The 23,250-nt window shown below is 72.9% G+C and carries 20 protein-coding genes; 7 read left to right on the forward strand and 13 right to left on the reverse strand.

Annotated features, from left to right (window positions below; translation table 11 throughout):
* Positions 1-245: 245 nt before the first annotated feature.
* The 3 genes from ACZ32T_RS11260 to ACZ32T_RS11270 all read right to left on the reverse strand — a co-directional run bounded on the left by ACZ32T_RS11260 (position 246) and on the right by ACZ32T_RS11270 (position 4,102).
* Complete coding sequence (locus ACZ32T_RS11260; RefSeq protein WP_467366425.1) at positions 246-851, reverse strand: GNAT family N-acetyltransferase; 606 nt, start codon at positions 849-851, stop codon at positions 246-248.
* A gap of 47 nt (positions 852-898) precedes the next feature.
* Positions 899-2,191, reverse strand: coding sequence for a GAF domain-containing protein (locus ACZ32T_RS11265; protein WP_467366427.1), 1,293 nt, complete (start codon positions 2,189-2,191; stop codon positions 899-901).
* Positions 2,192-2,464: 273 nt separating this feature from the next.
* Positions 2,465-4,102: an acyl-CoA dehydrogenase family protein gene (locus ACZ32T_RS11270; RefSeq protein WP_467366429.1), complete on the reverse strand. Its 1,638-nt coding sequence runs from the start codon at positions 4,100-4,102 to the stop codon at positions 2,465-2,467.
* Between the two features lie 17 nt (positions 4,103-4,119).
* Between ACZ32T_RS11270 and ACZ32T_RS11275 the strand changes: the two genes are divergently transcribed.
* Positions 4,120-5,247: a YihY/virulence factor BrkB family protein gene (locus ACZ32T_RS11275; protein ID WP_467366431.1), complete on the forward strand. Its 1,128-nt coding sequence runs from the start codon at positions 4,120-4,122 to the stop codon at positions 5,245-5,247.
* 22 nt (positions 5,248-5,269) lie between these two features.
* Positions 5,270-6,031, forward strand: a complete 762-nt coding sequence (locus ACZ32T_RS11280) for a DUF6597 domain-containing transcriptional factor (RefSeq protein WP_467366433.1) — start codon at positions 5,270-5,272, stop codon at positions 6,029-6,031.
* Here ACZ32T_RS11280 and ACZ32T_RS11285 read toward each other — a convergent pair.
* The 4 genes from ACZ32T_RS11285 to ACZ32T_RS11300 all read right to left on the reverse strand — a co-directional run bounded on the left by ACZ32T_RS11285 (position 5,968) and on the right by ACZ32T_RS11300 (position 9,741).
* A complete protein-coding gene (locus ACZ32T_RS11285; RefSeq protein WP_467366435.1) occupies positions 5,968-6,363 on the reverse strand; it encodes a VOC family protein in 396 nt (131 codons plus the stop codon). The genes ACZ32T_RS11280 and ACZ32T_RS11285 overlap by 64 nt on opposite strands.
* Positions 6,364-6,430: 67 nt before the next feature.
* Positions 6,431-7,960: a 3-hydroxyacyl-CoA dehydrogenase gene (locus ACZ32T_RS11290; protein ID WP_467366438.1), complete on the reverse strand. Its 1,530-nt coding sequence runs from the start codon at positions 7,958-7,960 to the stop codon at positions 6,431-6,433.
* Between the two features lie 60 nt (positions 7,961-8,020).
* Positions 8,021-8,797 (reverse strand): CoA-transferase subunit beta, encoded by a 777-nt coding sequence (locus tag ACZ32T_RS11295; protein WP_467366440.1) that lies wholly within the window; start codon positions 8,795-8,797, stop codon positions 8,021-8,023.
* Positions 8,798-8,823: 26 nt separating this feature from the next.
* Positions 8,824-9,741 (reverse strand): CoA transferase subunit A, encoded by a 918-nt coding sequence (locus ACZ32T_RS11300; RefSeq protein ID WP_467264377.1) that lies wholly within the window; start codon positions 9,739-9,741, stop codon positions 8,824-8,826.
* A gap of 155 nt (positions 9,742-9,896) precedes the next feature.
* Here ACZ32T_RS11300 and ACZ32T_RS11305 point away from each other — a divergent pair, with 155 nt between their 5' ends.
* From ACZ32T_RS11305 to ACZ32T_RS11320, 4 genes are all read left to right on the forward strand, one after another.
* Positions 9,897-10,799 carry a LysR family transcriptional regulator gene (locus tag ACZ32T_RS11305; RefSeq protein WP_467366979.1) on the forward strand — a complete coding sequence of 301 codons (903 nt, stop codon included), beginning with the start codon at positions 9,897-9,899 and terminating at the stop codon, positions 10,797-10,799.
* 103 nt (positions 10,800-10,902) lie between these two features.
* Positions 10,903-12,129 carry an acetyl-CoA C-acetyltransferase gene (locus ACZ32T_RS11310; RefSeq protein WP_467366442.1) on the forward strand — a complete coding sequence of 409 codons (1,227 nt, stop codon included), beginning with the start codon at positions 10,903-10,905 and terminating at the stop codon, positions 12,127-12,129.
* 106 nt (positions 12,130-12,235) lie between these two features.
* Positions 12,236-13,579, forward strand: a complete 1,344-nt coding sequence (locus ACZ32T_RS11315) for an MFS transporter (protein WP_467366444.1) — start codon at positions 12,236-12,238, stop codon at positions 13,577-13,579.
* A 35-nt stretch (positions 13,580-13,614) separates the two neighbouring features.
* Positions 13,615-14,073 carry a MaoC family dehydratase gene (locus ACZ32T_RS11320; RefSeq protein WP_467366446.1) on the forward strand — a complete coding sequence of 153 codons (459 nt, stop codon included), beginning with the start codon at positions 13,615-13,617 and terminating at the stop codon, positions 14,071-14,073.
* On the opposite strand, the gene ACZ32T_RS11325 is transcribed toward ACZ32T_RS11320, so the two are convergent.
* The 5 genes from ACZ32T_RS11325 to ACZ32T_RS11345 form a co-directional block, all read right to left on the reverse strand.
* The gene (locus tag ACZ32T_RS11325; RefSeq protein WP_467366448.1) at positions 14,064-16,952 is read right to left on the reverse strand and encodes an FAD-binding and (Fe-S)-binding domain-containing protein; all 2,889 of its coding nucleotides are present in this window, start codon (positions 16,950-16,952) and stop codon (positions 14,064-14,066) included. The two genes, ACZ32T_RS11320 and ACZ32T_RS11325, sit on opposite strands and share 10 nt — an antisense overlap.
* A gap of 91 nt (positions 16,953-17,043) precedes the next feature.
* Complete coding sequence (locus tag ACZ32T_RS11330) at positions 17,044-18,528, reverse strand: sialate:H+ symport family MFS transporter (protein ID WP_467263857.1); 1,485 nt, start codon at positions 18,526-18,528, stop codon at positions 17,044-17,046.
* Positions 18,529-18,573: 45 nt separating this feature from the next.
* Positions 18,574-19,254 (reverse strand): N-acetylmannosamine-6-phosphate 2-epimerase, encoded by a 681-nt coding sequence (locus tag ACZ32T_RS11335; RefSeq protein ID WP_467263859.1) that lies wholly within the window; start codon positions 19,252-19,254, stop codon positions 18,574-18,576.
* Positions 19,251-20,195: an ROK family protein gene (locus ACZ32T_RS11340; protein ID WP_467366449.1), complete on the reverse strand. Its 945-nt coding sequence runs from the start codon at positions 20,193-20,195 to the stop codon at positions 19,251-19,253. The genes ACZ32T_RS11335 and ACZ32T_RS11340 overlap by 4 nt, the downstream gene beginning before the upstream one ends.
* Positions 20,192-21,151 (reverse strand): dihydrodipicolinate synthase family protein, encoded by a 960-nt coding sequence (locus tag ACZ32T_RS11345; RefSeq protein WP_467263863.1) that lies wholly within the window; start codon positions 21,149-21,151, stop codon positions 20,192-20,194. The genes ACZ32T_RS11340 and ACZ32T_RS11345 overlap by 4 nt, the downstream gene beginning before the upstream one ends.
* Positions 21,152-21,314: 163 nt before the next feature.
* Between ACZ32T_RS11345 and ACZ32T_RS11350 the strand changes: the two genes are divergently transcribed.
* Positions 21,315-22,040 carry a FadR/GntR family transcriptional regulator gene (locus ACZ32T_RS11350; protein WP_467263865.1) on the forward strand — a complete coding sequence of 242 codons (726 nt, stop codon included), beginning with the start codon at positions 21,315-21,317 and terminating at the stop codon, positions 22,038-22,040.
* On the opposite strand, the gene ACZ32T_RS11355 is transcribed toward ACZ32T_RS11350, so the two are convergent.
* Positions 21,998-23,200: an FAD-dependent monooxygenase gene (locus tag ACZ32T_RS11355; protein WP_467366450.1), complete on the reverse strand. Its 1,203-nt coding sequence runs from the start codon at positions 23,198-23,200 to the stop codon at positions 21,998-22,000. The two genes, ACZ32T_RS11350 and ACZ32T_RS11355, sit on opposite strands and share 43 nt — an antisense overlap.
* Positions 23,201-23,250: the final 50 nt, after the last annotated feature.

The raw sequence follows: 23,250 nt of genomic DNA on the forward strand, positions 1-23,250 counted from the left end.
CGGTGCTGGAGACTCTCAGCGGACCGGACAGATGGCGCTGGACATGCGGCCGAGGTCGACGTGCCGCCGACTCACCAAGGCAATTCCAGTTCCAGACATGACGGAAGCGTGGCACGCGCATCTCGGGCCAGTCCACCACGATCCAGTATGTGGACGAGATGGTCCCGAAGAATGAGACGCTGTGGTGTCGATCACTCCCTCCCTGTCGATAAAGCGACAGGGAGGGTGTGCGATGCCGCGCGCGATCAGGCGTGCGCGCCGGGCCAGGGGCCGGGGTGGGCGACCTGGAACTCCTGCTCGGTCTTCGTGTCGAACAGCCGGAACCCCCGCCGCAGATAGTTGTCCATCGCGTGCGGGCCGTCGTCGGAGCACGTGTGCAGCCACACCCTCTTGGTGGGGGTCCGCTCCGGGTGGCGCTCCGCGAGGTCCCAGGCGCGCGCCACGCCGTACGACAGCAGGTGCCCGCCGATCCGGCGGCCCCGGAAGGAGGGGATCAGGCCGAAGTAGACGATCTCTACGGCCCCGTCCTCCTGGGCGTCGAGCTCGATGAACCCGGCCGGGGTCCCCTTCTCGTACGCCACCCAGGTCTCGGCCGCCGGACGCTCGACGATCTCCAGCCACTGCGCGTAGCTGTGGTCCAGCCGGTCGGTCCACCGGACGTCCGCGCCCACCGCCGTGTAGAGGAAGCGGCTGAACTCCGGCAGCGGTATCTCCGAGCGTGCGACCGTCACTCCGTCCGCGGGGAGGGCGGCGGGGCTGAGGTCGGCGGGCGAGGTCTGTTCCAGGTACCAGACGGTCACGTCGGAGACGGAGACGGAGACGGCGGGGGCGGAGTGTGCGGAGTCGCTCATGGCGGTCAGAAAACCACGGCCACGACTTCCGGCCAAACCGGCCGGGCTCAGACCGTCCCCGCGGGCGTACGCGCCCTGAGCACCACCGGGGCCGTCGAACGCGGCAGCAGATCGGCCGGCACGTCCGGATGGACCACCTCCACCTCGACACCCTCGCGGAAGCGGTACGGCCGATGGGTCAGCACCTCCGCGAGATGGCGGCGCATCCGGGATATCTCGGCCCGCACCGTCACCGTCCTGGAGGCGTCGCCGAAGACGTCCTCGGCCAGCTCGGCCGCGGTACGCCCCTCCCGGTGCAGGGCCAGGGCGTACAGCAGCTCCGCGTGGCGCGGCGAGAGCGGGTGCGTCCAGCTGCCCACGGGGCCCGACACATGGACCGTGAGCCCCCGCTCCCGGCTCAGGTCGAGCACCACCCGGCGCGGAGAGCGGTCGTGCGCGCCCTCCGCGACCTGGACCAGCCAACCGCCGGGCAGCGGCTCCACCCGGCACATCCCGAGCGCGGCCAGCCACACCGTGCCCGGCTGCAGCGACTTCGGCAGCGGCAGCCGGTCCACGGGCGGCATCCCGCTGACGGCGGCCAGCCAGCCGTGCACGTCGACCACCAGCGCCCGGCCGCCCAGCCGGCACAGGAGCGGCGCGGCCACCGAGCGCAGCCGCTCGATCGCCACCAGATGCCGGCCGCGCAGCTCGCTCTCCGCCAGCGCCGCCACCGAACCCACCAGCGCCAGCGTCGCCGGGTGAAAGGTGGAGGCGGGCCCGCTGATGTCGACGATGCCCATCAGCCGGCCGTCCCGGGGGTCACGCACCGGGGCCGCCGCACAGGTCCAGGTGTGCAGGGCGCGGACGAAGTGCTCGGCGGAGTGGACCTGGATGGGCGTGCGCGTGGCGAGCGCCGTACCGATGGCGTTCGTGCCCGTCGCCGACTCGTCCCAGGCGGCACCCTCCTCCAGACAGATGTCCTTCGCCCGGCGCATCACGGCCGCGTGTCCCTGACGCCACAGGACCCTGCCCTCGGTGTCGGTGACGACCATGATCTGCTGCGCCGCGTCCGCGATCGTGGCCAGCCCGTCCCGCAGCACGGGCATGATCTCGCCGAGCGCCGTGCTCCTGCGCCGGTGCTCGATCTCGTCGGTCTCCAGCAGCCTGCTCTCCGGCGACTGGTCGGGGTCGACCCCACTGCGCAGCACGCGGTCCCAGGACGCGTCGATCTCCGCGCGCGGAACCGCTGCCGTGGGCTCGCCCGTCAGCCGGGCCTCCCGCGCGCGGTGGACCTGGCGTTCGGTGAGCGCCGGGTGCGAGGCGTTCTCCGGCCGCGGTCGCGCGGCAGGGTCTGTTTTCATGACGGTCCCCCCAACAAAGCGTGGGCCCGGTCCGCGGGAGAGAAACCCGGCCCAAAGGACACATCCTGCCGTGCGGGGTGCCCGTCGGCTCGTACTCCACGCAATGGTTGCAACCCCTTGCAACTCTGGTGAACAGGCCGCGGACCCGCGAGAGTGGCGGAACACCGTGCGGGGAGTCCTCGACCCGCCGTGCGGTGGTGCACAAGCGTGGAGGGTGGTGCCGTGTCGGCGCAGCACCACCCTCCGTCGTTTGTCACCGTTCCTCCGGAACTCCTACCCCTCCTGCGCCCGCGCCCGTTCCACGACCGTGGCCAGATCCAGACTGTGCGGCAGCGTCCCGAAGGCCGACCCCCAGTCGCCGCCCAGCCGTGACGCGCAGAACGCGTCCGCGACCTCCGGCGGCGCCCACCGCAGCAGCAGCGAGCCCTGCAGCACCAGGGCCATCCGCTCCACCAGCCGCCGGGCACGTGCCTCGACGGCGTCCAGGTCGGCCAGCTCCGTCAGCAGGTCCTTGATCGCCGCGTCCAGCCGGTGGTCCGCGCCCCGCGCCTTTCCGACCTCCTGGAGGAAGGCGTTGAGCGCCTGCGGCTCACGCTGCAGCGCCCGCAGCACATCGAGGGCCTGTACGTTGCCCGAGCCCTCCCAGATCGAGTTGAGCGGCGCCTCCCGCAACAGCCGCGGCATCCCGGACTCCTCGACGTAACCATTGCCGCCGAGGCATTCGAGGGCCTCCCCGACCACCGCCGTGCACCGCTTGGTCACCCAGTACTTGGCCGCGGGCACCGCGATCCGCAGGAAGGCCCGCTCCTCCTCCGTGTCCGCGTCGTAGGCGGCGGCCAGCCGCAGCGCCAGCGTCGTCGCCGCCTCCGACTCCAGGGCCAGGTCGGCCAGTACGTTGCGCATCAGCGGCTTCTCGATCAGCAGTCCGCCGAACGCGCTGCGGTAGGCGCTGTGGTGGATCGCCTGCGCCACCGCCTGGCGCATCAGGGCCGCCGAGCCGACCACGCAGTCCAGCCGGGTCGCCGCCACCATCTCGATGATGGTGCGCACCCCCCGCCCCTCCTCGCCGACCCGGCGGGCCCACGTCCCGTCGAACTCGACCTCGCCGGAGGCGTTGGACCTGTTGCCCAGCTTGTCCTTGAGGCGCTGGATGGCGAAGACGTTGCGCTCACCGTCCGGCAGGACCCGCGGTACGAGGAAGCAGGTGAGCCCGCCCGGCGCCTGCGCCAGCACCAGGAAGCCGTCCGACATGGGCGCCGAGCAGAACCACTTGTGGCCGGTGAGCAGATACTCCCCGTCGCCGGCCAGCGGCTCGGCCCGGGTGGTGTTGGACCGCACGTCGGTGCCGCCCTGCTTCTCCGTCATGCCCATCCCGAAGAGCACACCGGCCTTCTGCGACGGGGGCCGCAGCCCCTCCTCGTACACGTGCGACGTCAGCAGCGGCTCCCACTCCGCGGCCAGAGCGGGGTCGGTCCGCAGCGCCGGGACCGCCGCGTGCGTCATCGACAGCGGGCACCCGTGGCCCGCCTCGGCCTGCGTCCAGACCAGGAAACCGGCGGCGCGCCTGACATGGCCGCCCGGCCTCCCCCAGGCGTCCGTCAGCCCGGCCGTGACCGCGTGCCCCAGCAGCCGGTGCCAGGCGGGGTGGAAGTCCACCTCGTCGACGCGGTGCCCGTAGCGGTCGTGCGTGCGCAGCTTCGGCGGGTTCTCGTTGGCCTGCGCGCCCCACTCCTGGGCCTGGAAGGAGCCGGCGGACCGGCCCAGCCCGCCGAGCTCCTCCCGGGCCTCGTCGAGGACGCCCGACGCGAGATGCCGTTCGACGGCCTCCGTCAGCGCCCGGTCGGCCGTGAAGACGTCATAGCCGACCAGCGGCGGAACCTGGTTGGTCACTGTGTGGGTGCTAGGTGCCATGCCGATACGGTAAGGAGGTGCAGGCAGCAAATGAAACACCCGAGCGGCCACCGGGTCGGCTCCACCGGGCTCGAGTCCTCTACCGCAACGTCTCGAAGCGGCAGATGACATGGCAGTTGCTCAAGGACACGGTCAATTCGTGCATCGAGTACCGCATCCTCGGCCTGGCGGCCGAGGCGGCGTTCTTCACCCTGCTGTCCCTGCCGCCGCTGCTGCTCGGCCTGATCGGGCTGCTCGGCTACGTCGACGACTGGACGTCCACCACCACGGTCGCCTCCATCGAGCGCAACATCCTGGGCGCGGTGCAGACGGTGCTCTCCGAGCGGGGCGTCAAGGAGATCGCCGAGCCCCTCATAGCCGACGTGACCACGGGCGCGCGCCCCGACGTCATCTCCCTCGGTTTCGCGATCGCGCTCTGGTCGGGCTCGCGCGCGGTGAACGTCTTCATCGACACCATCACCGTGATGTACGGGCTCGACGGCCACCGCGGCATCGTCAAGACCCGTCTGCTGGCGTTCCTGCTGTACGTGGTCGCGCTGTTGCTGGGCGCGGTGGTGCTGCCGCTGCTGGTGGTCGGTCCCGACCGGGTGGTGGAGTTCGTGCCCTGGGGCACCGAGGTGCTCGCGGTCATGTACTGGCCGCTCGTGATACTGCTGTCCATCGCGTTCCTGACGACGCTCTACCACGTGTCCGTCCCGGTCCGCTCGCCGTGGATAGAGGACGTGCCCGGGGCGCTCGTGGCGCTCGGGATGTGGGTGCTGGGGAGCTTCCTGCTGCGGATCTACCTGACGAGCACGGTGGAAGGACCCACCATCTACGGCTCGTTGGCCGCGCCCATCGCCGTCCTGCTCTGGATAGGCATCTCCGCCTTCGCCGTCCTCGTGGGCGCCGCCGTCAACGCGGCGATCGACCGTGTCTGGCCCTCGCTCGCCACCGCCGCGGCCCGCGCCGCCAGTGACCGGATCAAGGCCGCCCAGGCCGCGGAACTCGTGGCACGGGCGGCGAACTGGGACGCGTACGCCGACGAGGACGACGAGGAGGACGTGTCCATGCCGTCCGAATTCCCCGAACGCTGGTCACGCTTCCTGCCCCCGGACGACGTGAAGTCCCGCCTGCACGGCAACCGCGACAAGGATTCCCCCTGAGACAGCCCTTAGCCTGGTGACCATGGGCGCACGGTACGAGGAGCGGGCATCGCGCTTCGGCGGCGCGGTCCTCTGGAGCTGGTCCGGACCGCGCGAACCCTCGCGGCCCGTCCTGCCCGACGGCTGCTTGGACCTGCTGTGGGCCGGCGGGCGGCTGCTGGTGGCGGGCCCCGACACCCACGCGTTCACCCCCGCCGCGGCGCTCTCCGGCAGCTGCGCGGGCATCCGCTTCGCCCCCGGCACGGCGCCCGCGCTCTTGGGCGTCCCCGCGCACGAGCTCCGCGACCGGCGGGTCGCGCTCGACGCCCTCTGGCCGGGCCACGAGGTCCGCGGGCTCACCGAGCGGACCGGCGAGGCCGAGGACCCGGCCGCCGCCCTGGAGGACATCGCCCTGCGCCGGGCGGCCGCCGCAGGGCCCCCGGACCCGCTCACGGTGGCCGTCGCCGCCTCGCTGCGGCGGGGGCGTTCGGTCGCCGCCACCGCGCAGGAGGTCGGGCTCGGCGCCCGCCAGCTGCACCGGCGCTCGCTGGCCGCGTTCGGCTACGGCCCCAAGACGCTGGCCAGGGTCCTCAGGCTGCAGCGCGCCCTGGACCTCGTGCGGGCGGGAACGCCGTACGCCGAGGCCGCGTACACGGCGGGCTGCACGGACCAGGCGCACCTGGCCCGGGAGATGCGGGACCTGGCCGGGACGACCCTCGGCGGCTATCTGGCCGCGACGGGTCACGAAGGGTTCGCCGCGAACAGCGAGACCCCGCAGCCGTCCGGGTCCAGGACGACCGCGTAACGCTGTCCCCAGACCGCGTCCCAGGGTTCCAGACCGCCCTCGTAACCGGCGGAGGTCAGTTCGGCGTACACCGCGTCGACCTCAGCCGGGCTGTCGCAGAGGAACGCGAGCCCGAGGCGCTCACCGCCCTTCGGAGCCGTCCAGCCGGGATCGAACGAGCGGATGACGTCCTCGGTGTCCCACAGCAAGCGCTGCCCGCCGGGAAGGGTCACCTCGACATGGGGTGCCGATTCGGCCCCGGCGGGGATGTCGAGCCCGAGCCTCCGGTAGAAGGCGAGCGATGCGGCCATGTCGGCCGTGATGACGGAGAACGCGTCGAGTCGTGGAGTCATGGAACGACCGTACGGCGGGGGCCGTGGCCGGGTCTTGTACGAAACGGTCACGGCCCCGGCGTACGGCTCAGGCGCAGTCGGCCGGCGTGGTGCCCGGGTCGGTCAGCGCCAGCCCCAGCCGGGCGCGCTCGGTGAGCCAGCGGGTCGGCCGGTGACGTGGGTCGCCGGTCGTGGCGTGCAGGGACCGCTGCAGCTCCAGCATCCGCGCGACGCCGACCCGGTCGCCCCAGGCCAGCGGACCCGCCGGGTAGCCGAGGCCCGTCGTGACGGCGAGGTCGATGTCCGCCGGGGTGGCCAGCGAGCGTTCCGCGATCGACGCGGCGACCGAGACCACCGACGCGAGCAGCCGCTGCGCCACCGAGCCCGCGGTGTCCCGCACGACCGACACGGCCCAGGGGTCCTCGCCGTCCGCAGCGCGGGCCAGGACGGCGCGGGCGTCCCGCGCGGCGGCGGGATCGGACGCCGGCGTCACCGCGAGCACCCGCCGGCGGCCCGCCGGGGCCAGCGGGTCGACGCCGAAGGTGCGTGCGGCGGGGAGGCCCAGGGCGGCGACCGCGGCAGCCACCGTCGTGCCCCAGACCGGGACGAGGACCAGAGCGCGGCCGGACGGCCCGGCGCCGCTCTCCACCGCCGCACCGGCTTCGGACAGCGCGGTCCGCAACCCCTCCGCGCCCTCGCCGTCGGCGACGAACACGGGCCGGTCCGCGGCACCCGTCACCGGTGCCTCCGGGGCGGGGGCGGGCGCCTCGGGGCCGTAGGCGAACCACCCCTGCCCGGTCTTGCGGCCGTGCAGGCCCGCGGTCACCCGGTTCGGCGTCAGGTAGGAGGGGCGGAGCCGGTCCTCGTGGCGGAAGCCCTGCCAGATCGAGTCGATCACGGCAGCCGTGACGTCGAGCCCGGTGAGATCCATCAGCTCGAACGGGCCCATGCGCAGCCCCAGGACGTCCCGGGCGATCCGGTCGATGCCGGCCGGGTCGGCGACGGACTCCTCCAGCAGCGCCAGGGCCTCGGTCACCAGACCCCGGCCGGCGTGGTTGACCAGGAAGCCGGGGGTGTCGGCGACGGTGACCGCGCGGTGGCCGCAGCTCTCGACCAGCTCGGTGAGAACCGCCGGGACACCGGGACGGGTGGCGGCGCCCGGCACGACCTCGACGATCCTCATCAGCGGTACGGGGTTGAAGAAGTGCAGCCCCGCGAGCCGGCCCGGGTCCCGGAGCGACGCGGCGATCCGGGTCACCGACAGGGAGGAGGTGTTGGTCGCGAAGACGGCCGACTCCGGCAGGGCCTGCTCCAGCTTCCCGAAGACCTCGGCCTTGGTGTCCAGGTCCTCCCGTACGGCCTCGATGACCAGCCCGACCTCCGGGCCGGGAGCCCACGGGTCGTCCAGCGGGACCAGCCGCTCCAGGGCCGCGTCCCGGTCCCCGGCGGACATCCGCCCCTTGTCCACAGCGCGCTCCAGCATGGACCGTACGAAGTCGACCGCCGCCGTCACCGCCTCGGTCCGGACGTCGCAGAGCTCTACGGTGTGTCCGCCGGCCGCCGCCCACTGGGCGATGCCGCGCCCCATGGCTCCGGCGCCGACGATCCTGATACGCATGGCAGTTACGGTCCTCTCGGGGTGGGGATCGGGGAAGGGCTCCCCGGGGCCGGGGTGCCCTCAGCGAAGATAGACGCGGCCGGGGTCGACGTCCTCCCTCAGGAGCCGCAGCTCCGCGGCGGTCGGCGGCGGCACGGTGCCGACCTCGCCGGACACCTTCAGGTCCCAGCCGGTCGCATCCCGGACCTGCTCGACCGTGACACCCGGGTGGACGGCGATCAGCTCCAGCTCCTCGCCGACGCCCTCGCGGGCCAGGATGCCCAGCTCGGTGATGACCCGGGTGACTCCCGCGCCCAGCGGCCTGATGCCCTCGGCGAGCGCGCGGTCCGGGCCCGGGGTGGTGCAGAAGTCCAGGGTCCCGGTGAAGGAGCGCGGGTTGTGACGGCGCATCACCACGAAGACCTCGTGGGAGTTGGCCATCACCTCGATCGCGCCGCCGGAACCGGGCAGCCGCACCGTGGGACTGTCCCAGCCGCCGATGACGGAGGTGTTGAGGTTGCCCCACCGGTCGATCTGCGCGGCGCCGAGGAAGCCCACGTCGATGTGGCCGCCCTGGAGCACACAGCCGAAGAGCGCCGGCATCGACAGCACGGCCTCCGCGCCCGAGATGAGCACCGCGTCGGCGATGGTCTCCGGCAGATGCGAGGGGTGCGCCCCGCAGACCCCGGACTCGTACACGACCTCGATCCGCGGCGCGACGGTCAGACGGGCGAGCTCGGTGGCGAGCGTCGGCAGCCCGATGCCGGCGAACACCGTGCGCCGGGCGGCCAGTTCGCGGGAGGCGACGACGGAGAGCAGCTCGGACGAGGTGACGGACTCCGGTGCGGTGGTGGTCATGTGCGGTTCCTTCCCCTGGGGCGCGCTCACAGCCGCCGCCCGTAGTTCACCGGTTCGCTGAGCGCCTCGCCCACCGCGAGCCCCGCCCAGAAGTCCTCGCCGAGCTTGTCGACGTACTCGGCGTGGTCCGCCGTCCCGTACACCCACTCGGCCAGCCAGGCCCGCAGCCGCTCCGGGTCCTTGCTGATGTGCGACCAGGCCCGGTAGAAGGCGTTGTCGCGGTCGTAGTAGCCCTGCGCGAAGGACGGGTGCGCGCCGCGCGGACAGACGACGACGGCGTCCACGGCGTGCGACGGGACGAGCGTGCGGTTGGGGTCCGAGCGGACCACCTCGTCCCCGACGATCTCCTCGACGACGACGATCGCCTTGTCCGCCGCGTACACCGCCTCGGCCTGGATGCCGGTCAGTCCCCACATCTGGGTGTTGCCCCGGCGGTCGGCCCGCTGTGCGTGGACGATCGTCACGTCCGGGTTCACGGGCGGCACGACGTAGATCTGCTCCGGCTCCCCGTCCGGACCGGGATAGGGAGACGTCACCTTGCGCAGATCGCTGTTGACGGACGGCAGATCGCTGCCGCCGTAGCTGCGCAGCGGATAGAACGGCAGCCGCTGGGAGCCCGCGAGGTAGCGGCAGACCATGCCGTAGTGGCTGTACTCCTCGAAGGCCAGCGGCGCCGGGTCGGCGCGCTCGATCCTGCGCCGCAGCTCGCCGAGCGAACCGGCGGAGGAGTTGCCCACGAAGGAGGAGACCAGCCGCGAGACGCAGCCCGCCGCGATCATCTGGTCGACCACGATGTCCGCCGTCATGCGTACGACGGTGAGGTCCTTGCGGCCCTGCCGGATGATCTCGTGCCCCGCGGCGGTGGGGACGAGATGGGTGAACCCTTCGAGGCTGACGGTGGCCCCGTCGTGCACGAAGGAGGCGACGGCCTCCCTCATCGACATGACTTTGCCGGCCCCGTCGGCCGTATCCGTCCGCTCCACGGTGCTCCTCGGGCGAGTGCGTGCTGGTCGCCCTTACCGTGTCAGCGGCCATTGATTGCTGTCCAATACCAAATTAAGGTCGGATCAAGACTGATCGTTGATGAATGGAAGCCCCGATGGAACTGCGCCATCTGACCGCCTTCACCGCCGTCGCCGAGGAGCTGCACTTCGGCCGCGCCGCCAAGCGGCTCCAGATGGCGCAGCCCCCGCTCAGCCAGCAGATCCGGCAGCTGGAGAAGGAGCTCGGCGTCCAGCTCTTCGAGCGCAACACCCGCTCGGTGCGGCTCACCAGCGCGGGGGAGTCCTTCCTCGAACCCGTACGGACCGTGCTCGACGACCTCGACCTCGCGGTACGCGCCGCGAAGGCAGCCGGGCGCGGGGAGTACGGCCGGGTCACCATCGGCTTCGCGGGAGCGTCCAGCCACGAGACGCTGCCGCTGCTGACCCGGGCCGTCCGGGCCGCCCACCCCGGGATCGAGCTGGCCATGAAGGGCCAGACCTATGCCAACGTCGCCCTGTCCCGGGTCGCGGACGGCTCTCTCGACGTGGGCTTCGTCCGGCTGCCGGTCACCCAGCCCGGGGTGGCCTACCGGGTGATCGACGAGGAGGAGCTGCTCTGCGCGCTGCCCTCCGACCACCCGCTCGCCCGCCTGGGAAGCATCCCGATCGGGATCCTCGCCGACGAACCCTTCGTCTCCTTCCCCGCGAACGCCGGCTCCTCGGTGCGCGACGCGATGGTCCAGGTCTGCGAGGCCGCGGGCTTCAATCCACGCGTGGTGCAGGAGGCCCCCGACTCGTACACGATCCTGGCCCTCGTCGCCGCGGGCGTCGGCGTCACGCTCACGGTCTCCTCCGTCCGCCACATCCAGCAGAACGGGCTGGTCTACCGCTCCCTCGCCGGTCCGCCCGTCCGTCGTCAGGCCGCTCTGGCCTGGCGCACGGACAACCCCTCCGCCGCCCTCCGTGCGGTCCTCGCGGTCGCCGAGGAGGCCCTGCCCACGCCGGGGGGCTCCGATTGAGACGCGTGGCGTCTTGAATGTGCGGAAACTCGATATTGGACCGACTCAGTGGTCCAGTGCGAAGGTCACCCCACACACCCGAGCCGCCGAAAGGTGTTCCGCCGTGCCCGACCAGACCGATGTCGTCATCTGCGAACCGCTGCGCACCCCCATCGGGCGTTTCGGCGGAGCCTTCGCCCAGCAGACGCCCGCCGCGCTCGCCGCACGCGTCATCGCCGAGGTCGTCGCCCGTACGGGCATCGATCCCGGCCGGGTGGACGAGGTGATCCTCGGACACGCCTACCCCTCGTCCGAGGCCCCCGCCATCGGCCGCGTCGCCGCCCTGGACGCCGGACTCCCCGACACCGTCACCGGCGCCCAGACCGACCGGCGCTGCGGCTCCGGGCTGCAGGCCGTCCTCGACGCCGCCATGCAGATCCGGGCCGGGTTCAGCGACGTCGTCATCGCGGGCGGTGTCGACGTCATGAGCGCCGCCCCCTACTACACGCACGACGGACGCTGGGGCATCAAGGGCCCCGGTCTCCAGCTCCACGACTCCCTCGCCAGGGGCCGGGTCACCGCGGGCGGCGTCCACCACCCCGTGCCCGGCGGCATGATCGAGACGGCGGAGAACCTGCGCCGTGAGTACGGGATCAGCCGGGCCGACCAGGACGCCCTCGCCCTGCGCTCGCAGGCCCGCGCCGCCCGGGCGGTGCGGGAGGGGCGCTACGACGCGGAGACCGTCCCCGTGACCGTGCGCACCAGGAAGGGCGAGACGGTCGTCTCGGCCGACGAGCACCCCCGCCCGGACACCACCGCCGAGCAGCTCGCCGCGCTCCGTCCGATCATGGCCGAGGCCGACCCGGACGCCACCGTCACCGCCGGCAACGCGAGCGGGCAGAACGACGCGGCCGCCGCCTGCCTGGTCACCAGCTCCGCCACCGCCGAACGGCTCGGGCTCACCCCGCTCGTCCGTCTGGTCTCCTTCGCCCGCGCGGGTGTCCCCGCCGCGACGATGGGCATCGGCCCCGTCCCGGCCACCCACGCGGCCCTCGGCCGCGCCGGACTCGCCCTCGCCGACCTCGACCTGATCGAGATCAACGAGGCGTTCGCCGCCCAGGTCCTGGCCTGCACCCGGGAGCTGGGACTCGGCGAGAAGGACCACGAGCAGCGGATCAACGTCAACGGGTCCGGCGTCTCGCTCGGCCACCCCGTGGGCGCCACCGGCGCCCGCATCCTGGCCACGCTCAGCCGGGAGATGCACCGCAGCGAGGCGCGCTACGGCCTGGAGACCATGTGCATCGGCGGCGGCCAGGGCCTCGCCGCGGTCTTCGAACGCATCACCGCCTGACCGTCCCCTGTTCCGTCCCCTCCTCAGCGCGGCCGAGGCGTCCCGGGCGACGCCTCCGTCCGCCATGCCCCCATCCGCTTGATCAACGATGTTCACGGGAGCCACCATGAGTGCGAACACCGCCACCGCACGCGAGCGAACGAAAGCCGCCAACCGCGCAGGGTTCGGAGCCTTCATCGGCTCCACCATCGAGTGGTTCGACTTCTACATCTACGGAACCGCGGCAGCGCTCGTCTTCGACAAGGTGTTCTTCCCCGAACTCGAAGGCCCCATAGGCACCCTGGTCGCCTTCGCCACCTTCTGGGTCGGCTTCCTCGCCCGCCCCCTCGGCGGCATCATCTTCGGCCACTACGGCGACAAGCTCGGCCGTAAGAAGACCCTCGTCATCACCCTGCTGATGATGGGCATCTCGACCACCGCGATCGGTCTGCTGCCGGGTTACGCCTCCATCGGCATCGCCGCCCCGATCCTGCTGGTCTGCATCCGCATGATCCAGGGGATCGGTCTCGGCGGTGAGTGGGGCGGCTCCGTCCTGATCGCCTCCGAGCACGCCCCCAAGGGCAAGTCCGTGCTGTACGGCGCGTTCGCCCAGCAGGGCTCGCCCGTCGGCAACACCCTCTCCACCGTGAGCTTCCTCGCCATCAGCCAGCTGCCCGACGACGCCTTCGTCTCCTGGGGCTGGCGGGTGCCGTTCCTCGCCTCCGCCGCACTCGTCATGGTCGGCCTGCTGGTCCGCCTCAAGGTCACCGAGTCCCCGGCGATGGCCAAGCTCATCGAGAAGAAGGAAGTCGTCAAGCTCCCGCTGACGGAGGTCCTGCGCAGCCACCCCATGCTCATCGTCCTCGGCATCGGCGCCTGCACCATCGGCCTCTCGGCCACGTACTTCAAGTCGACGTTCGCCCTGTCCTGGGCCACCACGTCCCTCGACTTCGACCGCAGCTCGTTCCTGACGATCATCCTCGTCGCCAACGTCACCCAGATCATCGTCCAGCCCTTCGGCGCCCTCATCGCCACCCGCATGAAGAGCTGGTCCCGCGCGGTCACCGTGATGCTGCTTCCCGAACTGATCCTTATGCCGCTGATGTTCGTCCTCATCAGCACCGAGAACTACGGCCTCGCGATGTTCGGCGTCGCGGTCGCCACGATCCCGCACTGCCTCTACTACGCGGCCCTCGCCGGCATGCTCGCCAGCCGTTTCCCGGCCCACCTGCGCTACACCGGCATCTCGCTCTGCTACCAGCTCTGCGGCACGCTGCTCGGCGGCACGACCCCGATCATCGGCCAGTTCCTGCTCAACCGCACCGGCTCGATCACCGCCGTCATCGCGTACGCCGTCTTCCAGGTGGCGCTGACCCTGGGCTGCATGCTCCTGCTGCTCAAGCGCCCCAACCACGACGAACAGGCCGCCGAACCCGTCGCCGCGCCCCGCGCCGCGCCCGTCACCGCCTGACCACACCCCCGTACGAGCAGAACGGAGCACCACCGATGCCCCTGACCGTCAACGGCATCCCGGAGATCCTCGCCCTCGGCGGGCGCGACCTCGGGCACTCGGGGTGGAAGGAGGTCACCCAGGAGCTGATCGACGCCTACGCGTACGTCTCGGGGGACCACCAGTGGATCCACACCGACGTCGGACGCGCCGCCGCCGGCCCGTACGGGCGCACCATCGCCCACGGCTACATGGTGCTGAGCTGGGGCATCCCGATGTTCGGCGAGCTGCTCCAGGTCCGAGGCGTGGGACGCGCGCTCAACTACGGGGTCAACCGGGTCAGGTACCCGGCGCCCGTCCCCGTCGGCAGCCGCGTACGGCTGCACGCGTCCGTCGCGGAGGTGACGGAGGTCGCGCGGGGCGGTGTGCAGATGACCCGGGCCTTCACCTTCGAGCTCGAAGGGTCGCAGAAGCCGGCCTGCGTCGCGGAGTCGCTGACGCACTTCTATCCCTGACGGCCGTCGCTCCCGTCAGGGGGCGGCCCGGGGAGCTCGCGTGCGAGGAGTTCGGCCAGGTGCAGGCCGGTCCGGCCGGTCAGGTCGGCGATCTGGGTCCGGCAGGAGTAACCGTCGGCGAGGAGAGCGGTGCCCTCCCGTGCACCGCGCAGGGCCGGCAGGAGCTGCTGTTCGGCCACCGCGACGGACACCTCGTAATGGCCCTTCTCGGCACCGAAGTTGCCGGCCAGCCCGCAGCATCCGCCCAGGCGCCGGACCGTGGCACCCGCGGACTCCAGGAGCCCCGCGTCGGTGTCCCATCCCATCACCGCATGGTGGTGGCAGTGGGGCTGGGCGACGATCTCCCGTCCGCTCAGATCCGGGGGCGCCCAGGCCGGGGTCCCCGCCAGGAGTTCGGCGAGGGTGCGGGTGGCTTCGGCGACCGGCCGGGCCCTGTCGGCGCCCAGGAGTTCGAGGGAGTCCGAGCGGATCGACGCGGTGCACGAGGGCTCCATGCCGACGACGGGCGTGCCCGGGGCCGCCGCGGCCCCCAGGACGTCGACCGTCCTCCCGAGGACCCGGCGTGCGGTGTCGAGCTGCCCCGTGGAGATCCAGGTGAGACCGCAGCAGAGCTGTTCCCGGGTGATCTGCGGCCGGTACCCGGCGTCCTCCAGGACACGGACGGTGGCGACACCCACCCCGGGGGAGAAGTGGTCGGTGAAGGTGTCCACGAAGAGCAGCACGGGCCTGCCGCCCGTCCGGCGCCCGGGCCGGGTCCGCTCGAACCACTTCCGGAAGGTCTCGCGCGGGAACGACGGAAGGGTCCGCCGGCCGTCCACGCCCGCCGCCGCCAGCGCGAGAGGGGCGACACCGGGAAGCCGTGCCACCCGGTTGACCAGGCCGGGAGCGTGAGCGGCGAGACGCGCCCAACGGGGAAGCCGTCCCAGCGAGTAGTGGATGGCGGGGCGGATCCGGTGCCGGTAGCTCTGGTGGAGTACCTCGGACTTGTACGCCGCCATGTCCACGCCCGTGGGGCAGTCCGAGAGGCAGCCCTTGCACGACAGGCACAGATCGAGAGCCTCGTGGACCTCCGGCGCCCGCCAGCCCGAGCCGACCAGTGTCCCGTTGACCATCTCCTGGAGGACCCGGGCCCGGCCGCGGGTGGAGTCCTTCTCCTCCTTCGTCGCCAGGTACGACGGGCACATCACACCCCCGGCGGAGGTGTTGTCCGCCCGGCACCTGCCGACGCCCGTGCAGCGGTGCACCGCCTGGGTGAAGTCGCCGCCGTCCTCCTCGTACAGCAGGGCGAGCCCGCGGGTCACCGGTGGCGCGGCGGGGACCCGCAGGTCGGCGTCGACGGGCCGCGGACCGACGAGGACGCCGGGGTTCAGGATGTCGTCGGGGTCGAACACGGCCTTGACGCCGGCGAACAGCTCCAGGGCCTCGGGCGAGTACATGGCGGACAGGAGTTCGCTCCTGGCCCGTCCGTCACCGTGCTCACCGGAGAGCGACCCGCCGTATCCGGCCACGAGCCCGGCGGCCTCGCCGAGGAACGCGCGCAGGACCGCTCGGCCTCCGGGCCTGTCGAGAGGCAGGTCCAGCCGGATGTGGAGACAGCCGTCACCGAAGTGGCCGTAGGGCAGCCCGGTGACGCCGAACCGGTCCATCAGCCCCTGGAAGTCGCGCAGATAGTCGCCGAGTGCCGCAGGGGGGACGGCCGAGTCCTCCCATCCGGCGTGCGCCGGAAGACCGGCCGGGCTGCGTCCCGACAGGCCCGCACCGTCCTCCCGGATGCGCCGGAGTGCCGCCGCCCGGGCGGGGTCGGAGACGACCAGGCTGTCCTGCGCGCCGCAGTCGCGGCCCACCGCGCGGGCCCTGTCGGTGAGTTCGCGGGGGGAGTCGCCCGACACCTCGACGAAGAGCCACGCCCCGCCCGCAGGCAGCGGAGGCACGGCGCCGGCTCCGTGGCGCGCCCGGACCACGTCGACGATGCGGGAGTCGATCGCCTCGCACGCCGTCGGCCGGTGTGCCGACACCTCGGGGGCGTGGTCCGCCGCCGTGGCGATGTCCGGATAGCCGAGGACCACGAGAACGCGGTGGCGAGGGTCGGTGACCAGGCGGACGGTGGCCCGCGTGGACACGGCCAGCGTCCCCTCGCTGCCGACGAGGAAGCGGGCGACGTCGAAGCGGTTCTCCGGCAGGAGGTGCTCCAGTGCGTACCCGGACACCTGGCGGCCGAACGTGCCGAACTCGGTCCGGACGGTGGCCAGACCCGTGCCGACGAGGCGGCGCAGCGCGTCCAGTTGTGTGCTCACCGGCGCCCGGCCGGGCGGTGAGGTGAGGGCGAGGGCGCTGCCGGTGCCCGTGAGCACGTCGAGCCCGAGGACGTTGTCGGAGGTCCGGCCGTACGCCAGTGTCCGGGAGCCGCACGCGTTGTTCCCGATCATCCCGCCGATCGTGCAGCGGGTGTGGGTGGACGGGTCGGGGCCGAAGCGCAGACCGTGACCTGCGGCGGCCCTCTGCAGGGTGGCGTGCACCGTGCCGGGTTCGACGGTCGCGGACCGGGTGGCCGGGTCGATATCCAGTACGCGGTTCATGTGCCGGCTGAAGTCCATGACGACGCCCGGCCCGATGGCGTTGCCGGCCACCGAGGTCCCCGCGCCCCGGGAGGTGAGGGCGACTCCCCGCCGCCGGCAGACCTCCAGCGTCGCGGCGGCCTCCTCGGCCGTACGCGGCCGGACGACGACGAGCGGCGGCACACGGTAGAGGGAGGCGTCGGTGGAGTGGGCGGCCCGCGACGTCGTGTCGGTGAGGACGTCGAGGACGCCCGCCCGGCGCAGGTCGGTGCGGACCGCTGCGCCGAGACGGGGGTCGCGGGGTTCAGTCGTCGACAAGGCCACTTCCGACGGTTCCGGGCTTGCTCGTGGTGAACGCGATGGCCAGAGCATAGGGGAAGGAGGAACCGGTGGCCCGCATTCGCGGAAGGGGAGCTCAGGCCGGACCCCGGCCCACCGGGTCCTTCCGCCCGGCCCCCACGGCCTCGGCGGGCGCGGCCAGATGGTCCCTCGGCGCGTCGGGATCCGTGAGCCGGTTCAGCCGGGCCGGTACGTCGAAGCCCACCAGCAGCACCACGATCACCGTCCCGGCGAAGGTCAGCACCGCCAGTGCCTGGCCCAGGTCCATGCCGGACGCCAGGTGCGCCCCGAGGACCGGCGCGACGGCCCCGCCGAGCGCCCCCACGTTGTACGTGAAGCCCAGCGCGGCCCCACGGTTCGCGGTCGGGAAGTGCCCGCCGATGTAGCGCGGCAGCAGCCCCGAGATGCCGAAGCCGGTGGCCTGCAGCAGGAACAGCAGACAGCCGAGCACCAGCAGGTTGTCCTGCACCGCGAAGACCGGGTAGACGAAGGCCAGCGAGGCCAGCAGCGTCAGCGCGTACGCCTTCTTCGCCCCGATCCGGTCACCCAGGAAGCCCGCGCCCCAGCAGCCGGCCATGGTGCCGAAGCCCGCGAAGAAAAGGACGTCGGTGACCTGGTCGGTGCTGTAACCCAGCTCGGATTTCAGATACGTGGGCAGCAGCGCCTGGATGGGCCAGGAGTAGAGGAACGCGAAGAACAGCGTCACGATCATCGATACGTAGAGCAACCAGCCGCGCCTCCCGCCCAGCTGCACCGCGAACGCCACGAGGGCCAGTCCGGCGACCACCGACAGGACCGGGACCATCCCCTCACCGCTCGGGGTGAAGACCATGAAGAGCGCGAGGGTGGCGACCACGGTCAGGACCGTGTTGACCAGGGCCGTCCGCGGGGTGCGGAACAGCGGCTGGAAGGGGTTGGGCTTGGCGCCCCGGTCCGCGACGTCCGCGGTCCACTCCTCCGCCTCCGGCAGGGCCCGCCGCATCCACAGCGCGACCACGATCGGGATCAGGCCCAGATAGAACATCCACCGCCAGCCCAGCGACGGCACCACCCAGGTGTAGACCTGCGCCGCGAGGACCGAGCCGACGGAGAAGCCGGATATCAGGAAGCCGCTGGCGCGGCTGCGCAGGCGGGCCGGCCAGCTCTCCATGACGTACGTGGCGCTGGCGCTGTACTCCCCGGCCATGCCCATGCCGATGGCGAGCCGGGCGGCGAAGAGGCTGTGGTAGTTCCAGGCGAAGCCGCAGGCGAAGGTGCCCAGCGAGTAGAGCAGGATGCTCAGCACCATGGAGAGCTTGCGGCCGTACCGGTCGCCGATCGCGCCCAGGACCGCGCCGCCCAGCCAGCGCGTGATGAAGGCGCCGGAGATCAGACTCGCCGCCTGGACGGTGCTCAGTCCGAAGTCGTCACTGATCTCGGTGAGGACGAGCGTGATGAGGACGAAGTCGAAGCCGTCGAGGACGTAGCCGATCCAGGCGGCGAAGAAGGACTTCCACTGCGTACCGCTCACCTCGCGGTACCAGGGGAGCGTGGGGGAGGATTTCTGCACGGTGCGCTCCATGCTGCGGGACGGCGACGCGTCGCCGTCCCGCGTGGTGAGGGCTGCTCAGGGCCGGGCGATAGCGGCGACGAAGCGGGACGTCAGGGCGGTGGGTGCGGTGATGGCCGTGCCGACCACGACGCTGTGGGCGCCGCGGGCGAGGGCCTCGGCAGCCTCCTCAGGGGTGTTGATACGGCCTTCGGCGACGACCGGTACGGAGACGGCGGCCGAGAGAGATGTCACCAGGTCCAGGTCCGGGCCGGCCTGCTCCGGGGTCCCGGGTACGTAGCCGGACAGGGTCGTGGAGACGAAGTCCGCCCCCTGTCCGGCGGCGGTGATCCCCTCGGCGAGCGTGGAGACGTCGGCCATGACCAGGGCGCCGGCCGCGTGCACGGCGGTGACCAGCTCGGCGAAGGCCGAGCCGTCGGGGCGCGGCCGGTCGGTGGCGTCGGCGGCGACCACGGCCGCGCCGGCCTCGACGATCGCCAGGGCGTGGCGGACGGTCGGGGTGATGTAGACGCCGGTGTCGCCGTCCTTCCACAGGCCGATGACCGGCAGGTCCACGGACCCGGCGATCGCGGCGACGACCTCCGGTTCGTTGGCGCGGATCGCGGAACCGCCGCCGGCCGCCGCCGCGAGAGCGAGGCGTACGAGGGTGGCGGTCTCCCGCATCGGGTCGCCGGGAGGCGCCTGGCAGGAGACGATCAGCCGCCCCCGGAGGGTGTCGGCCAGGTCCTGTGCGGTCATCGGAGAGCTCCCGGGTGGTGGAGGGGAAGGGCGGTGGTCAGAGCCGCGGCGCCCAGTACGGCGGCGTCGTGGCCGAAGCGCGGGGGCTCGGGGGCGAGCCCGCGCAGCGGAGGCATCAGTTCGGCGGCGAAGGCGGCGGCGAGCGCGTCGACGTACAGCGCCCCGATCCGCGGGACCCCGCCTCCGACGACGACCCGGTCCGGGCCGAGCGCGTTGGCGAGGCCGCCGAGGACCCGGCCGGCGGCGGTCGCCCCCGTGGTGACGGCGCGCACGGCGGCGTCGTCGCCGTCGGCCGCCCGGACGGCCACCGTTTCGAGCCGGTCCACCGGGGCGCCGGTGAGCCGCTCGTAATGGGCGGTGATGCCCGGTCCTGAGGCGATGACCTCCAGGTGGCCGGTGGCACCGCAGGTGCAGGGCAGTCCGGCCGCCTCCGCGCTGGGGAGGTGGCCGAGGTGGCCGGCGATGCCGGACGCGCCGTGCAGCATCCGCCCGTCGACGGCGATCGCGCCGCCCACCCCCGTGCCGACGGCCGCGAACAGCAGCGATCCGCCGCCGTCCGGCAGTTCGGCGAGCTCGGGCCCCGCGGTGGCGCGTACGTCGTTGTCACAGGCCACGGGGAGACCCGTACGGTTGGCGAGACCCGCGCCGAGCGCGGTGCCCGCCCAGCCGCTGATCGAGTCCGTGGCGCTGGTGACCATCCCGGTGCGGGGGTCGACGACCCCGGCGGCGGCGATGCCGAGCACCGTGGCCAGGCGCCCGGGGTCCACCTCGGCCGCCGCCGCGGCGAGCGCGTCGAGCACCGCCGCGGAGCCGTCCCGGGCGGGGGTGGGCCGGGTGTGCCGGGCCAGCACCGTGCCGTCGGCGGCGAAGAGCGCCGCCGCGATCTTCGTACCGCCGAGGTCGAGGCCGATCACCACGGCCCCGGTCGCCCGCGCACTCATCGGACCGGCGGCAGACCGGCGGCGCGCAGCCGGTCGGCGATCAGCGCGACGGATGCGTCGGAGAGCTGGATCTGCGGGAAGGCGGTGGCACCGTTGTCGATGACACCGAGCAGCCGCAGCGCCTGCTTGAAGGAGCCGAGCGCCGAAGAGCTGCGGCCCATGTCCTGCTCCGGGCCGACGTCCACCATGGCGAACAGCTCGATGAGACGCTCCTGCTCCCGGGCGGCGAGCGCCCAGTCACCGGCGCGCGCGGCGTCGTACAGCCGGACGTAGCCGGCCGGGTCGACGTTGCCGATGCCGGGCACCACACCGTCCGCGCCGGCCAGCAGAGCGGCGTCCACGGTGAGTTCGGAGCCGGTCAGCACGCTGAAGTGCGGCACCGGCCCCCGCGCCCGGCCCTCGCGCCCGCCGAGCTCCACGATCAGCCGGCGGAGCCCGCCCTCGTCGCCGCTGCTGTCCTTGAGTCCGGCCAGGGTGCCGTCCTCGGCGAGCTCGCGCACCAGGGCGGCGGAGAGCTTGGACTGTACGGAGACCGGGAGGTCGTAGGCGAACAACGGCAGGTCGACGGCCGCGCGCAGCCTGCGGAAGTGCTGGGCGATCTCCTTGGGGTGCGTACGGGTGTAGAAGGGCGCGGTCGCCACGAGGGCGTCCGCGCCGAGCTCCGCCGCGGTCCGCGCGTGCTCGACGACGCGGGCGGTCGTCGTGTCGATGACCCCGGCCAGGACCGGGACCCGGCCGGCGGCCGCGGTGACCACGGTCTCCAGCGCGGTGGCCCGCCGGCCGTCCGTCAGATAGGCGACCTCGCTGGTCGAGCCGAGGGCGAACAGACCGTGCACGCCGCCGTCGACGAGGTGGCCGACGAGCCGGGTGAGGGAGGCCGTGTCGACCTCCCCGCGGTCGTCGAGCGGGGTGCAGACCGGCGGTACGACGCCGTGCAGCGGTGCGGTCAAGGACATGGTGGGGCTCCAGCTCGTTCGGAACATTGGCCCCTCGTCCGGAAAGGGAGACGGGACCGAGACATGGGACGTAAGATGTCCTATGTCTGGACTCACCTTAAACAGATGCCCCGGCGACCGGTCAAGAGGTCCCGGCGGCCGGCGACACCGCAGGAGGACCGTTGTGGCCCGCCCCACCATGGCTCAGGACATCGAGCGAAAGATCAAGGAACTGATCCTCGAACGCAGGCTTGGACCGGGTGACCCGCTGCCCACCGAGACGGAGTTGATGGAGCTGTTCACGGCCGGACGCGTCTCGGTGCGCGAGGCGCTCAAGGCGCTCCAGGCCATGAACGTCGTCGAGATCCGGCGAGGCTTCGGGACCTTCGTCGGCTCCCTCTCCCTGTCGCCCTTCGCCGAAGGGCTCGCCTTCCGGGCCGCCGTCCGGCACAGGCAGGGCGAGCCGGGCCTGCTGGAGCTGATGAAGGTGCGCGAGGCGCTGGAGACCGGGCTGGTCGGCGCCGTCACCGCCGGGGTACCCGCCGAGGACCTGGCCGTGCTGCGGGCCCTCGTCGTGACCATGGAGAGCGAGGCCGCCCAGGACGGCCGGGTCGCCCGCGCCACCGACCGCGCCTTCCATCTCGCGCTCTACGCCTCCCTCGACAACCACCTGCTCAGCGAGGTGCTGGACGCGTTCTGGGCGGCCATGGACCGGGTGCGCGAGGACATGGACGACGGCCACCAGGACCCCGCCGTCACCTGTGCCCAGCACCACGAGATCGTCGAGGCGGTCGCGGCCGCCGACGGGGCGCGTGCGGTGCGCGCGATGAGCACCCACTTCGACGGGATCCGCGACCGCCTGGAACCTCAGCCCGCGTCCGCGCCGGTGTCCGCGCCCGTGTCCGCGTAGAGATAGCTGCTCGTGCCCGCCAGGGTGGCGCGGCACCACGCGTCCACCGCGCCCTGGTCCATCGCGGTCCAGTCCGGGGCCGCCTCCACCTGGGCGTGGCCCAGCCTGCGGCCCAGCTCCACCAGCCGGGCCCCCTCCGGGGTGCGCTCGCGGGCGTAGTGCCGCAGCGCTCCGGCGGCCGAGTCGGACGTCCGCAGCGCCTCCTCGAGGCAGAGGGCGTCCTGCAGCGCCTTGACCGCCCCGCTCGCCGTGTGCGGGCGGGTCACTCCGGCGGCGTCGCCCGCGAGAAGGAACGGGTGCTCCGCGGCGAGGGGCGCGTGCAGATCGGCGACGGGGTGGCAGGTCATCGCGGTGTGCTCTCCCCGGGCCACGATCTCGGCCCACTCCCGGGGGAAGTGCTCATCCGCCAGCTGCCGTACGTATCCGGCCCCGCCCGGCGCCCCGCCGGGCGGGGCCGCGTAGATCGCGTAGGCGAGCAGGCGGCCTTCCGGCCCGGCACCGTCGCCCCGGGGGATCAGGTAGAAGATGCCGTGCCCGCCGGGGAAACCGATCGTCACCCAGGCGCCCCGCAGCAGCTCCAGGGGCCGGCGGTGGTCCGCGAGCGCGGCCAGGGGGAGCGTGCCGCGCCACACGGCGTACCCGGCGGGGGTGGGCCGCAGGTCAGGGGCGAGGACGCGGCGGGTGAGCGATTCGTGCCCGTCGGCGCCCACGACGATGTCGTAGGTGTCCTCGCTCCGGGCCGTACGGACGACGGCGCCGCCGGAGGGCGCCCGCCCGACGGAGACGACGGGGCGTCCGCGGTGATGGCTCGCGCCGGCGGAAGCGGTGCGCAGCGCCTGCCACAGCAGACCCCAGTTGCAGGGGGTCACCGGGCTGGGCTGCCGGGCGAACTCGCGTGCCGAGCGGTCACCGGGGGCCCGGGTCAGCCAGACGCGGGTCGCCACGGGTGCGGTGGGCATGGCGGCGCCGAGATAGCCCGTGGCGACCAGCCGCCCGTGCAGGGCGGGCGGGATGACGATCCCGAGCCCCCGGTCCTGGAGCGCGCCCGCGCTGCGCTCGTACACGGTGACGTCGGCCCCCGCCCGCAGACCCGCGACCGCCATCGCGCACCCGGCGATGCTGCCGCCGACGACGCCCATCCGTAAGCCCGTTGCCGCCATGCCGCTACCGCCTGTCCGTCGCCCCGGCTCCAGGAGGATGCCGTCCCCCA

The organism is Streptomyces sp. NPDC023573 (assembly GCF_055559735.1).